Here is an 11,705-nt window from a genome sequence, read left to right on the forward strand (position 1 = left end):
CGGCATGCGGGAGCGGGCGGCAGCCGCGCTGACCGCTGCGCGGGCCCGCACGGCCGCGCTCACCGATCCCGTCACCGACGAGGACCTGACCGCGCAGCACTCCCCCCTGATGTCCCCGCTCGTCTGGGACCTGGCGCACATCGGGAACATGGAGGAGCTCTGGCTGCTGCGCAACGTCGCCGGGCGCGCGTCCATGCGCCCGGAGATCGACCCGCTCTACGACGCCTTCGAACACCCCCGCTCCGAGCGTCCGAAGCTGCCGCTGCTGGGGCCCGACGAGGCCCGGCGGTACGCGGCCGAGGTCCGGGGCCGGGTCTTCGACCTGCTGGAGAGCACCGCGTTGGAGGGTACGGCGCTGCTGGACTCAGGATACGTGTTCGGCATGATCGCCCAGCACGAACAGCAGCACGACGAGACCATGCTGATCACGCACCAGCTGCGCCGGGGCGGACCCGTACTGTCCGCCCCCGAACCGGACGCCCCGTACGATCCGCCGGCAACGGCGGAAGTGCTGGTTCCGGGCGGGCCGTTCACGATGGGGACCTCGGCCGAGCCGTGGTCGCTGGACAACGAACGGCCCGCGCACACCAGGCAGACGGCTCCGTTCTGGATGGACACGCTGCCGGTGACCAATGCCGCGTACGAGGTGTTCATCGCGGACGGCGGCTATGACGAGCCGCGCTGGTGGGCTGCGGAGGGCTGGGCGCAAATCCGCGAACACGGCATCAAGGCGCCGCTGTTCTGGCACCGGGAGGGCGGCCAGTGGCTGCGCCGCCGCTTCGGCGTGACCGAGCCGGTACCGGGTGAGGAGCCGGTCCTGCACGTCAGCTGGTACGAGGCGGACGCCTACGCCCGCTGGGCGGGGCGCCGGCTGCCGACCGAGGTGGAGTGGGAGAAGGCGGCCCGGCACGATCCGGTGAGCGGCCGTTCCCTGCGCTACCCGTGGGGCGACGCGGATCCGACGCCCGCCCACGCGAACCTGGGCCAGCGCCATCTGCGTCCGGCGCGGGCGGGCAGCTATCCGGCCGGCGCCTCCCCGCTCGGGGTGCGCCAGCTCGTGGGCGACGTGTGGGAGTGGACTGCTTCCGACTTCCTGCCGTATCCGGGCTTCCGGGCCTTCCCGTACCGCGAGTACTCGGAGGTCTTCTTCGGCCCCGGGCACAAGGTCCTGCGCGGCGGCTCCTTCGCGGTCGACCCGGTGGCCTGCCGCGGCACCTTCCGCAATTGGGACCTTCCGGTGCGCCGGCAGATATTCTCCGGCTTCCGGACCGCGAGGGACGTCTGATGTGTCGTCATCTCGCTTATGTAGGACCTGTGGTGGCGCTCGGGCGGCTGCTGAGCGATCCGGAGCATTCACTGGTGCGCCAGTCCTGGGAGCCGCGCCGCCAGCGCAGCGGCACGGTCAACGCGGATGGTTTCGGGGTGGGCTGGTACGCCGAGGGCGATCCGGTTCCCGCCCGTTACCGCCGGGCGGGGCCGGTGTGGTCCGACCTGACCTTCGCCGATCTGGGCCGGGTGGTGCGCAGCGGGGCCGTGCTGGCCGCCGTACGGGATGCCACGCGCCCCGGCGCCGACGGGGAGGCGGCGGCGGCGCCGTTCGCGGACGGACCGTGGCTGTTCAGTCACAACGGTGCGGTCCGGGACTGGCCGGACGCGGTGGGGCCGCTCGCCCTCGGCCTGCCGCCCGAGGAGTTGTTGCAGTTGGCCGCGCGCACGGATTCGGCGCTGCTCTGGGCGCTGGTCCTGCACCGGTTGCGGGCCGGCGACGACCTCGGGACGGCGCTCGCGGAGCCGGTGCGTGAGGTGGCCGGGGCCGCTCCCGGTTCGCGGCTGAACCTGCTGCTGACGGACGGGTCCCGGATCGCCGCCACGGCCTGGGGCGATTCGCTCTGGTACCTGACCGACCCGTCGGCCGAGCGCACGGTGGTGGCGTCGGAGCCGTACGACGAGGATCCCCGCTGGTGTGAAGTGCCCGACCGGACCTTGCTGACCGCCACCTGTTCCCGGGTCGAGCTGACCCCGCTCAAGGAGTCCCCCGCGGGGGAGAAGGAGCGCTTGTGAGTGACTTCGAAATGACTCGGACCCTCGACGAGCACGCGGCGGAGTCCGCGCTGCGCGCGGACGTGCTGCACGGACTGACGCGGACGCCCAAGGTGCTGCCGCCGAAGTGGTTCTACGACGCGCGGGGCAGTGAACTCTTCGAGGAGATCACGCGGTTGCCCGAGTACTACCCCACTCGTGCGGAGCGGGAGATCCTGCTGGAGCGGGCGCAGGAGATCGCGTCGGCGAGCGGGGCCCGGACCTTGGTGGAGCTGGGTTCGGGCTCCTCGGAGAAGACGCGGCACCTGATCGAGGCGATGCCCGCACTGGACACCTACATCCCGGTGGACGTGAGCGAGAGCGCCCTGGCCGGTGCGGCCGGAAAGCTCCTGGAGGAGCATCCGGGACTGCGCGTGCACGCGCTGCTGGCGGACTTCACGCGCGCGATGCGGCTGCCGGAGTCTCCGGGGCCGCGGCTGGTGGTGTTCCTGGGGGGCACGATCGGCAACCTGCTGCCGCCGGAGCGTGCGCAGTTCCTGGCGTCCGTACGGGAGATGCTCTCGCCCGGGGACACGTTGCTGATCGGCACGGACCTGGTGAAGGACGAGGCCGTGCTGGTGGCGGCCTACGACGACGCCCAGGGGGTGACGGCCGAGTTCAACAAGAACGTGCTGGCCGTGATCGACCGGGAGCTCGGGGCGGACTTCCACACCGCCGATTTCACTCATGTGGCGGTGTGGAACCGTGAGAGGGAGTGGATCGAGATGCGGCTGCGGGCCCGGTCGGATGCCGTGGTGAAGATCCGCGCGCTGGATCTGGTGGTGCCCTTCGCCGCGGGCGAGGAGATCCTGACGGAGGTGTCCGCGAAGTTCCGTCAGGAGGGCGTGCGCAGGGAATTGGCCGCCGCGGGGCTGGAGCTGACCCAGTGGTGGACGGATGCGGCGGGCCGCTTCGCGCTGTCCTTGTCGGTGGCCGGAAGGGAGGCGGGCTGAGCGGGGATGCCGGGCAGGAGCGAGTGCGGTGAGCCGGCCGTGACGGCCGTCTGAGCCGCGGTCGCGAGATCCCGCCGGTCCGGGTGGCGGCCCGGCGGGATCCGCGGCAGCAGGGTGACCTCGGCCCGCACTCCGCGGGCCCGGGCGATGCGCCAGAGGGAGGCGGTCAGCGGGTCGTCGCCGACGAAGGCGGGCGTCCCGGCCGGGGCGCCGTCGGCGTGCAGGTAGGCGAGTCGTACGGGCTGCACGGGGACCCGCGCGTCCAGGGCCGCCTGGAAGGCGGCCCTGCGGAAGGGCCCCTGGGCGCGTCCGCACCAGGTGGAGCCCTCAGGGAAGACGGTGACGCGGTCGCCGGCCAGCAGGGCGCGGGTGAGGGCTCCGACGGTGGCGGGCAGGGAGCGGATCCGGTCGCGTTCGATGAACAGGGTCCCGGCCCGCGCGGCGAGACGGCCGAGGACGGGCCAGGCCCGGATGTCGCTCTTGGCGAGCATTCGGCAGGGCAGGACGGCGGCGACGAGCGGGATGTCCAGCCAGGAGATGTGGTTGGCGACGACGAGGCGGCCGCCGTCCGGGCCGGGGTTTCCGTGCACGGTGATCCGTATGCCGAAGGCCCTTACCAGCGCGGCCGACCAGGCCCGTACCAGTGCGTGCCGGGGGCGGTCGGGCAGCAGCCGCAGGGGCGGGGAGGCGAGGATGCCGGCCAGGATCAGGGCGACGGCCGCGGCCAGGCGCACCACGGCGCGCGGGATGCCGGCGATGCTGCCCCGGTGGCCGGCGCAGGCTTCGGGGGTGCAGGGCGAGGTGGGCAGCCAGACGTTCATGCGGCGGGGGCGAGCGTGAGGAAGTGCTTGAGGTAGCGCGGGTCGGTGCGGCGCAGGGAGAGCAGTACGTACAGGTCGGCGCAGCCGAACGCGGCGTCGAGGGCGGGTTCTCCGCAGACCCAGGCGCCCAGGCGCAGGTAGCCGCGCAGCAGCGGGGGAAGCCCGGTGCGGGCGGGAAAGGCGATGCCTTCGGGGTTCCAGGGCAGGTGGGGGCTGACCCGGTACTCCTCGGGGGCGAGGGCGCGGGCGAGCGCCCGCTCGCGGGTGGCGGCGGCCAGGACCCCGCCGTCGGCGAGCGGCACCGAGCAGCAGCCCGCGACCCAGTTGTGCCCGGAGCGGTCCATGTACCGGGCGAGGCCGGCCCAGATGAGGCCGATGACGGCGCCGTTGCGGTGATCGGGGTGGACGCAGGAGCGGCCGGCCTCGACCAGGTCGTTGCGGATGGGGGCGAGGGCGGAGAGGTCGAACTCGCTCTCGGAGTAGAGGCGTCCGGCGACGGCGGCGCGCTCGGGGGGCAGCAGCCGGTAGGTGCCGACGACCTGTCCGGTCTCCTCGTCGACGACGAGGAGGTGGTCGCAGTACGCGTCGAAGGGATCGGCGTCGAGACTGGGTTCGGGGCCGTCCAGGCGGGCGCCGAGTTCGCCGGCGAAGACCTCATGGCGCAGCCGCTGGGCGGCGCGCACCTCATCTTCGTCGCGGGCGAGGCGTACGGCGTAGCGGGGGGCGGGGGCGGGAGCGGTACCCGTGGCGGTGGTGGGAGCGGTACCCGTGGTGGCGGGGAGGGGGGACGGGGACAGGGGTGCGATGGTCATGGCGGCTCCTGATCCGGGCACGGGAGCCAGTCCCGCAGGCGTGCGGCCTGGCTCCTTTACTTCTTCCGTGACCGGCTGGATTCGACATGACCGCGCAGCGGCCCGCGGATGTGGGGACGCTGAACTCGGCGGTGGGGGGCGGGCGGGGCGGGCGGCCGCCCGCTGCGGTCAGGGACCGGAGTTGAGCACCCTGCTGATGGTGTCGGAGGCCGCCCTGGCCGCCTGCCTGGGGTCCTGGCCGGTGAGGACGGCCGTCATGAAGGGCTTGATGGGGTTCTTGGCCTCGACTTCGGCCCAGTGGGCCGACTTGGGGGTGGCCCGGCCCTGGGCTGCGCCGACGGCCATGGTGGCGGCGCCCTCGTTGCCCTCGACCACGTGCGCGAGCGTGGTCTTGTTCGGTACGTAGCTCATCGTGCGGGCCAGTTCGGTCTGCCACTTCTCGCTGACGAGCGCGGTGATCACCTCGACGGCGTGCTTCCGCTGCCCGGTCTTCTCCGGGATGATCAGGTCGGAGCCGCCGGTGAAGACGGCGCCGGGCCTGTCGGAGGTCTTGCCGGGGATCGGGAAGTAGCCGAGCTTGCCCTTCAGCGCGGGGTTGGCCGCCTCGATCTCGGCCGCCTGGCCGGGCGGGGCGATGATCTGGGCCACCTCGCCGCGGGCGAAGACCCCCGACTGCGGGGGCGTCTCCTCGTCGGCGTCCTTGGGGCCGTCGCCGAGGGCCTGGAGCTGCTTGTAGAAGTCCATGCCGGCGAGGGCCTTCTCGTCGTCCAGGGTGCCGGTCCACTCGCCGCTGTTCTCGACGGCGAGTTCGCCGCCCTCGTCCCATATGAAGCCGGACAGGACGTACCAGTTCTGACCCGCGAGGTAGATGCCCTGCTGGTCGCCCTTGTCGAGCTTCTGGGTCGCCTGGATCCACTCGGCGCGGGTCCTGGGCGTGGTCTTGATCCCCGCGTTGGCGAAGAGGTCCTTGTTGTAGATCACCACGCGGTTCGCCGCGTACCAGGGGACGCCGTACTGGGCGCCGTTGATGCTTCCGGGGTCGGACAGGCCCCTGAGCCAGTCCTTGCTGCCCCATTCGCGCAGGCCGTCGAGGGTGAGCTCGGAGATGCCGCCGGTCTCGATGTACTGGGCGACCTGGGTGTTGCCGACCTCGATGACGTCGGCGCCCTCCGGGCTCCTGCCCTCCAGCACGGCGTTGACCTTGTCGCCGATGCCGCTCCACTCCTGGATCCGGACGTCCAGGTCGACACCGGGGTGCTCCTTCTCGAAGGAGGCGGTGAACTTGCCGGTGAAGTCCTCGGACGCGCTGCCCTTCATCAGCCAGAGGGTCACCTTCTGCGACCCCCCGGCCTGACCGTCCGACTGGCCGCAGCCCGTCAGGGCGGCCGCGGCCACGAGCGCGGTGCACAGGACTGGGAAGCGCATCTTCACGGAGGTCACCTTCTGGGAACGGGACTCGGATGGCTTGAAATTGGCATAGACCAATGGGTAGGTCAAGGGTTTTGGGTACGGGAGTGTTCGCGCAAAGTTCGCGCGGTCGGACTTACTGGGGCACCGTGGAAAAAGGCAAAAGCCACCCACTTGTCGGGAGACCCCCATGTCCAACCACACGTACCGGGTGACGGAAATCGTCGGCACCTCCACCGACGGCATCGATCAGGCCATCCGCAACGGGCTCGCCCGGGCGGGCCAGACCGTGCGCAACCTCGACTGGTTCGAGGTCGTCCAGGTGCGCGGACACATCGAGAACGGCGAGGTCGCCCACTACCAGGTCGGGCTCAAGGTCGGTTTCCGCCTCGACGGCGAGGAATAGACCTGGGGTCCGAGCGGCGCGCGGCCGGCCCGGTGGGCGGCGCGGCGGCCGGCCGGGTGCGGCCTCCGGCCGGCTGGGTGTCCGGGGTCCGGGGTCCGGCGTCCGGCGTCCGGCGTCCGGCGGCGCCCGAACGGCTCAGGTGCGTCCCTCGTCCTCCTGCGCGCTCTTCAGTTCCGGCGCGTCCGCGGCCCAGTCGGCCAGTACGGCGTGGAAGCCCGCGGCGCGGACCGCCTGGTGCACGAGCTCGTCGTCGTCCACGACCATGCGCACGTCCCGGCCCCGGGCGATCCGCTTCAGCACCTCCAGCTTGGTCGTCCGGGCCGGCCTGCGGTCCTGGTTCCCGCGCATCCACACCCGCCCCTCGGGCAGGCCGTGCCGTACCAGCCACTCCTCCGTGTCCGCCCGGCACCGCTCCGGACGCCCGGTCAGGTACACCACTTCGCAGTCCGCCGCGCTCTCCACCGCCAGTGCCACCCCTCGCCCGATCGGCGGATCGGCCGGAGCCGCGCCGAAGAAGCCGTTCCAGTCGCGGGGGCGGCGCTCCAGGAAGTGCTGGCGGTGAGCCGTGTCCGCCAGGGTGTTGTCGATGTCGAAGACTGCCAGCGGCCGGCGCGGGTTCTCACTCATCCCGCAACCCTAGGGGGTGGCAAGTCGGTCGGGCCGGGGGCCCGTGGCGCGGTGGGGCCCGCCGGCGCGGGAATCCCCACGGCCCGTCGGCGTTGACACCTGTGTGATCCGAAAACTCTCCGTCCTCGACCGGTCCCGCACCCGCGAGGGCCACCCGGCCGCCGAGTCCCTGCGCGACACCGTGGAGCTCGCCCGTACGGCCGAAGGGCTCGGCTACCACCGCTTCTGGGTGTCGGAACACCACAGCGTGCCCGGAGTCGCCGGTTCGGCGCCGACCGTGCTGGCCGCCGCCGTCGCCGGAGCCACCCGGCGCATCCGCGTGGGTACGGGCGGGGTCATGCTGCCCAACCACCAGCCGCTCGTCGTCGCCGAGCAGTTCGGCGTCCTGGAGGCGCTGTTCCCCGGTCGGATCGACATGGGGCTCGGCCGTTCGGTCGGCTTCACCGACGGCATCCGGCGGGCCCTGGGGCGCGGCACCGGTGACGCCGACCGCTTCGAGGAGCAGCTGAGCGAGCTGCTGGGCTGGCTCGACGGCAGCCAGCGCGCCCATCCCGAGGTCCATGCCCGCCCGGCGGAAGGGCTGCGCATCCCGCCCTACGTGCTGGCCGTCGGCGAAGGCGCCGGGATCGCCGCCCGCGCCGGGCTGCCGGTGGTCGTGGGTGACCTGCGCAGCCGCGGCCGCGTCACGCAGGTCATCGAGCGCTATCGCGAGGAGTTCCGCCCCTCCGCTTGGGGCGCGGAGCCCTACGTGGTGGTGTCGGGGACGGTGGCGGTGGCCGCCACCGCGGCGGACGCCCGTCGGATCCTGGTGCCGGAGGCGTGGTCCCTCGCCTACTCCCGCACCCGGGGCAGTTTCCCTCCGCTGCGTCCGGCCGAGGAGATCGAGGCCCTGGAGATGACCCCGAAGGAGCGCGAGCTCTACGAAGGGGCCCTGTCCGGGCACCTCCACGGCACCGAGGAGCAGGTGGCGGCCGGGCTGTCCGAGGTCGCCGCCCTGACGGGGGCGGACGAGCTGCTCGTCACCACCTCCACCCACGACCGTGCGGCACTGCTGGACTCCTACCGCAGGCTGGCCCGGATCGCGGGCCTCTAAACTGGGACGAATGCACCAGTCCGCCGATCCTCATGCCGCCCGTCATTCCCAGGTACGCGTTCGGGGGGCCCGCGAGCACAACCTGCGCGGTGTCGACGTGGACATCCCGCGCGACGCGCTGACCGTCTTCACCGGGGTCTCCGGCTCGGGGAAGAGCTCGCTGGCCTTCGGCACGATCTATGCCGAGGCCCAGCGCCGGTACTTCGAGTCCGTGGCCCCGTACGCCCGCCGGCTCATCCACCAGATCGGCGCTCCGAAGGTGGACTCCATCACGGGTCTGCCCCCCGCCGTCTCGCTGGAGCAGCGCCGCTCCTCGCCCGGCTCCCGGTCCTCCGTCGGGACGGTGACCCTGCTGTCCAACTCCCTGCGGATGCTGTACTCCCGGGCCGGCACCTACCCGCCCGGCGCCGGCCGGCTCGACTCGGACGCCTTCTCCCCCAACACGGCGGCCGGCGCCTGCCCCTCGTGCCACGGCCTCGGACGGATCCACCGCACCAGCGAGGAACTGCTGGTGCCCGATCCGGAACTGTCGATCCGCCAGGGCGCGATCGCCGCCTGGCCGGGCGCCTGGCAGGGCAAGAACCTGCGGGACGTCCTGGAGGCACTCGGACACGACGTGGACCGGCCCTGGCGTGAGCTGCCGGCGAAGGAGCGGGAGTGGATCCTGTTCACCGAGGAGCAGCCGGTGGTCACCGTGCACCCGGTGCGGGACGCCGACCGGATCCAACGGCCCTACCAGGGCACGTACATGAGCGCCCACCGGTACGTGATGCGGACCTTCGCCGACAGCAAGAGCGCCACGCTGCGAGCCCGGGCGGAGGGCTTCCTCACCGACTCCCCCTGCCCGGTGTGCGCGGGGAGACGGCTGCGGCCGGAGGCCCTGGCCGTGACGTTCGCGGGCCACGGCATCGCCGACCTGGCGGGCATGGCACTGACCGAACTGGACCGCGTGCTGGCCGACGCGGTCACGGGAGCGACGACGACGGCAGCGGCAGATGCAGATGCAGATGCAGCGGCGACCGCAGCGAGCGGGGAGGCGGCCCGGGTGCTCGCGGAGGACCTGCGCTCGCGCATCGGGCCCGTCGTCGAGCTCGGGCTGGGCTATCTGAGTCTGGACCGCGCGGCGCCGACGCTGTCGGCGGGCGAGCTCCAGCGGCTGCGCCTCGCCACGCAGCTGCGGTCGGGACTGTTCGGGGTGGTGTACGTCCTGGACGAGCCGTCGGCGGGGCTGCACCCGGCCGACACCGAAGCGCTGCTCGGCGTACTGGACCGGCTGAAGGAGGCCGGGAACACGGTGTTCGTCGTGGAACACGACATGGCGGTGGTGCGACACGCGGACTGGCTGGTGGACGTGGGGCCGCTGGCCGGGGAACACGGCGGCAGGGTGCTCTACAGCGGGCCGCCGGAGGCCCTGGCGGGGGTGGAGGAGTCGGCGACGGGCACGTACCTGTTCGGCGCGCCCGAGCCGGCGCGGTCCCGCCCGGTGCGGGCCGCGACCGGGTCCGTCCGGGTGAGCGGGGCCGGCCTGCACAACCTGCGCGACGTCGAGGCCGAATTTCCGCTCGGGGTGTTCACCGCCGTGACCGGCGTCTCGGGCTCGGGCAAGTCCACGCTGGTCGGGCAGGTGCTGGCCCGGGAGGTCACAGAACGGATGGCGGAGCCGGACTTCCCGGTCCGGCGGCTGGTGGAGGTCGACCAGAAGCCGATCGGCCGCACCCCGCGGTCCAATCTGGCCACCTACACCGGGCTGTTCGACGTGGTGCGCCGGCTGTTCACGGCGGCGCCGCAAGCACGGGCGCGCGGATGGAAGGCGGGCCGCTTCTCCTTCAACGTGCCGGGCGGCCGGTGCGAGACGTGCCAGGGCGAGGGCTTCGTCTCGGTCGAGCTGCTGTTCCTGCCCAGTACGTACTCCCCCTGCCCGCAGTGCCGGGGCGCGCGGTACAACGCCGAGACCCTGGAGGTCCGGTACGCGGGACTGAACATCGCGGAGGTGTTGGCGCTGACGGTGGAGTCGGCCGCCGGTTTCTTCGCGCAGGTGCCGGCGGCGGCGCGCAGCCTGCGGGCCTTGCAGGAGATCGGGCTGGGCTACCTGCGGCTGGGGCAGCCGGCCACCGAGCTGTCGGGCGGCGAGGCGCAGCGGATCAAGCTGGCCACCGAATTGCAGCGGATGCGCCGGGACCACACCCTGTACGTGCTGGACGAGCCGACGACGGGGCTGCACCCGGCCGATGTGCGCGTGCTGGTGCGGCAGTTGCAGGGGCTGGTGGAGGCCGGGCACTCGGTGGTGGTCGTGGAGCACGACATGGCGGTGGTGGCGGACGCCGACTGGGTCGTCGACCTGGGACCGGGCGGTGGCACGGAGGGCGGCCGGATCGTGGCTGCGGGCACCCCGGCCGAGGTGGCGGCGGCGGGCACGGGACGCACGGCGGTCTATCTGGCGCGGGCGCTGGCGGTTTAGGCGCAGTTCAGGCGTCTTGGGGAAGCAGGTGCTGCGGCAGTTCGCGGAAGCTCCAGTGCCCCTGCCGGCGGGTGAACATCCAGACGAGGTCGTAGCGGTCGGGCCAGTACGCGGGGACGCCGAGGACCTGGTGGGCACCGAGGGCGCGGACGAGCCGGGGAATGCCGCTGTGCTCCCAGCAGACGAGCACGGGCATCGGCGAGAGGAGCGCGGCCTGGGCGAGGGCGGGTTCGGCGCCGACGGCGAAGCCGGTGCGGACCGGGACGCGCAGCGCGGTGGCCAGGGCGGCCACGGTCTGCCTGGACCGGGCGGGGGCCGGGGTCTTGCCGCCGGCGGCGAAGATGGTGGCGGGGCGGGGCAGGGAGGCCCCGCGGGTCGGCGGGAAGAGGCGGCCGAGCGCTTCGGCCCGGCGCCAGCCGCGGCCGGCCAGCGAGCCGGGGTCGTCCTCGCCGGTCTCGTCCTGGCCCGAGTCGCCGGTGTACGGCTTCTCCGCGTGCCGGATCACCATGATCAGGGCGTCCTTGGCGGCCTGCGGGCCGGAGGCGGGGTCGGCCGGGGCGTCGTCCGTGGAGCAGCCGGCCAGCGCGAGGGGGGCGAGAGCGGCGGTCAGCACGGTCCGGCGGCGCGGTCCGGAACCGGCGGGGGCTTGTGGCATGGGGCCACTGTCGGCCATGCGCCGGGCCGGGGCTGGGCGCGGCGCGTCGTACGGCCCGTACGAGCGCCCGGTCGGCGGAGCGGGGCGGCCGATCGGATGAGCGCACCCCGTCACCACCGGGCTCGCGCACCGGACGGCGCAGCGGGCCTGCGCACCATGACGCCCGACCGGACCTGAGCATCGGATGGGGCCACCGGACGGGTGTCCGGACGGGCGGCCGGATGGGCCGATCAGGCCGGTGCATCCGGTCGGGCGGGTGGTGCGGGCGGCCGGGCGTGCGAGCGGGCGGCTCTCGGCGCCGGTTTCCGGTCGGGCAGACAGGCGGCGGGCAGTCGGGCGGGCGGGGCGGCAGGCGTTCGGCCCGCCCCGCCATCGCGGGGCGGCCCTGCGATCA

The 11,705-nt window shown here is 73.2% G+C and carries 11 protein-coding genes; 6 read left to right on the forward strand and 5 right to left on the reverse strand.

The features are described from left to right. The first annotated feature begins 4 nt into the window (after positions 1–4). Genes egtB through egtD form a run of 3 tightly spaced genes read left to right on the forward strand, consistent with a single transcriptional unit; the run spans position 5 to position 3,032 of the window. Positions 5–1,285: an ergothioneine biosynthesis protein EgtB gene (gene egtB, locus AMK16_RS03950; RefSeq protein WP_073910404.1), complete on the forward strand. Its 1,281-nt coding sequence runs from the start codon at positions 5–7 to the stop codon at positions 1,283–1,285. Further along, the gene (egtC, locus tag AMK16_RS03955; RefSeq protein WP_073908543.1) at positions 1,285–2,061 is read left to right on the forward strand and encodes an ergothioneine biosynthesis protein EgtC; all 777 of its coding nucleotides are present in this window, start codon (positions 1,285–1,287) and stop codon (positions 2,059–2,061) included. Before egtB ends, egtC begins: the two co-directional genes overlap by 1 nt. Then, a complete protein-coding gene (egtD, locus tag AMK16_RS03960) occupies positions 2,058–3,032 on the forward strand; it encodes an L-histidine N(alpha)-methyltransferase (RefSeq protein ID WP_073908546.1) in 975 nt (324 codons plus the stop codon). The genes egtC and egtD overlap by 4 nt, the downstream gene beginning before the upstream one ends. Here egtD and AMK16_RS03965 read toward each other — a convergent pair. From AMK16_RS03965 to AMK16_RS03975, 3 genes are all read right to left on the reverse strand, one after another. Next, positions 2,915–3,853 (reverse strand): lysophospholipid acyltransferase family protein, encoded by a 939-nt coding sequence (locus AMK16_RS03965; RefSeq protein ID WP_073908549.1) that lies wholly within the window; start codon positions 3,851–3,853, stop codon positions 2,915–2,917. The genes egtD and AMK16_RS03965 overlap by 118 nt on opposite strands. Further along, on the reverse strand, positions 3,850–4,665 hold the full coding sequence (locus AMK16_RS03970; protein WP_073908551.1) for a GNAT family N-acetyltransferase: 816 nt from the start codon (positions 4,663–4,665) through the stop codon (positions 3,850–3,852). The genes AMK16_RS03965 and AMK16_RS03970 overlap by 4 nt, the downstream gene beginning before the upstream one ends. Before the next feature lie 168 nt (positions 4,666–4,833). After that, positions 4,834–6,096, reverse strand: a complete 1,263-nt coding sequence (locus AMK16_RS03975; protein ID WP_443333530.1) for an extracellular solute-binding protein — start codon at positions 6,094–6,096, stop codon at positions 4,834–4,836. 166 nt (positions 6,097–6,262) lie between these two features. Between AMK16_RS03975 and AMK16_RS03980 the strand changes: the two genes are divergently transcribed. Then, a complete protein-coding gene (locus AMK16_RS03980) occupies positions 6,263–6,478 on the forward strand; it encodes a dodecin (protein ID WP_073908555.1) in 216 nt (71 codons plus the stop codon). A gap of 135 nt (positions 6,479–6,613) precedes the next feature. Here AMK16_RS03980 and AMK16_RS03985 read toward each other — a convergent pair whose 3' ends face one another. Then, positions 6,614–7,105: a phosphatase domain-containing protein gene (locus tag AMK16_RS03985; RefSeq protein ID WP_073908558.1), complete on the reverse strand. Its 492-nt coding sequence runs from the start codon at positions 7,103–7,105 to the stop codon at positions 6,614–6,616. Between the two features lie 103 nt (positions 7,106–7,208). Here AMK16_RS03985 and AMK16_RS03990 point away from each other — a divergent pair, with 103 nt between their 5' ends. Next, entirely contained in the window at positions 7,209–8,198 is a 990-nt protein-coding gene (locus AMK16_RS03990) for an LLM class flavin-dependent oxidoreductase (protein WP_073908561.1), read from the forward strand. Positions 8,199–8,208: 10 nt separating this feature from the next. Next, on the forward strand, positions 8,209–10,656 hold the full coding sequence (locus AMK16_RS03995; RefSeq protein WP_073908563.1) for an excinuclease ABC subunit UvrA: 2,448 nt from the start codon (positions 8,209–8,211) through the stop codon (positions 10,654–10,656). A gap of 7 nt (positions 10,657–10,663) precedes the next feature. On the opposite strand, the gene AMK16_RS04000 is transcribed toward AMK16_RS03995, so the two are convergent. Further along, a complete protein-coding gene (locus AMK16_RS04000; protein ID WP_242438563.1) occupies positions 10,664–11,311 on the reverse strand; it encodes a hypothetical protein in 648 nt (215 codons plus the stop codon). Positions 11,312–11,705 lie beyond the last annotated feature (394 nt).

This window comes from Streptomyces sp. CB00455 (assembly GCF_001905445.1).
Classification (GTDB): domain Bacteria; phylum Actinomycetota; class Actinomycetes; order Streptomycetales; family Streptomycetaceae; genus Streptomyces.

What these genes read in the sequence shown, in the direction of transcription:
- egtB (WP_073910404.1), top strand. Translation starts at nt 5, where the DNA reads ATGCGGGAGCGGGCGGCAGCCGCGCTGACCGCTGCGCGGGCCCGCACG.
- egtC (WP_073908543.1), top strand. Translation starts at nt 1,285, where the DNA reads ATGTGTCGTCATCTCGCTTATGTAGGACCTGTGGTGGCGCTCGGGCGG.
- AMK16_RS03965 (WP_073908549.1), bottom strand. Translation starts at nt 3,853, where the DNA reads ATGAACGTCTGGCTGCCCACCTCGCCCTGCACCCCCGAAGCCTGCGCC.
- AMK16_RS03970 (WP_073908551.1), bottom strand. Translation starts at nt 4,665, where the DNA reads ATGACCATCGCACCCCTGTCCCCGTCCCCCCTCCCCGCCACCACGGGT.
- AMK16_RS03980 (WP_073908555.1), top strand. Translation starts at nt 6,263, where the DNA reads ATGTCCAACCACACGTACCGGGTGACGGAAATCGTCGGCACCTCCACC.
- AMK16_RS03985 (WP_073908558.1), bottom strand. Translation starts at nt 7,105, where the DNA reads ATGAGTGAGAACCCGCGCCGGCCGCTGGCAGTCTTCGACATCGACAAC.
- AMK16_RS03995 (WP_073908563.1), top strand. Translation starts at nt 8,209, where the DNA reads ATGCACCAGTCCGCCGATCCTCATGCCGCCCGTCATTCCCAGGTACGC.
- AMK16_RS04000 (WP_242438563.1), bottom strand. Translation starts at nt 11,311, where the DNA reads ATGCCACAAGCCCCCGCCGGTTCCGGACCGCGCCGCCGGACCGTGCTG.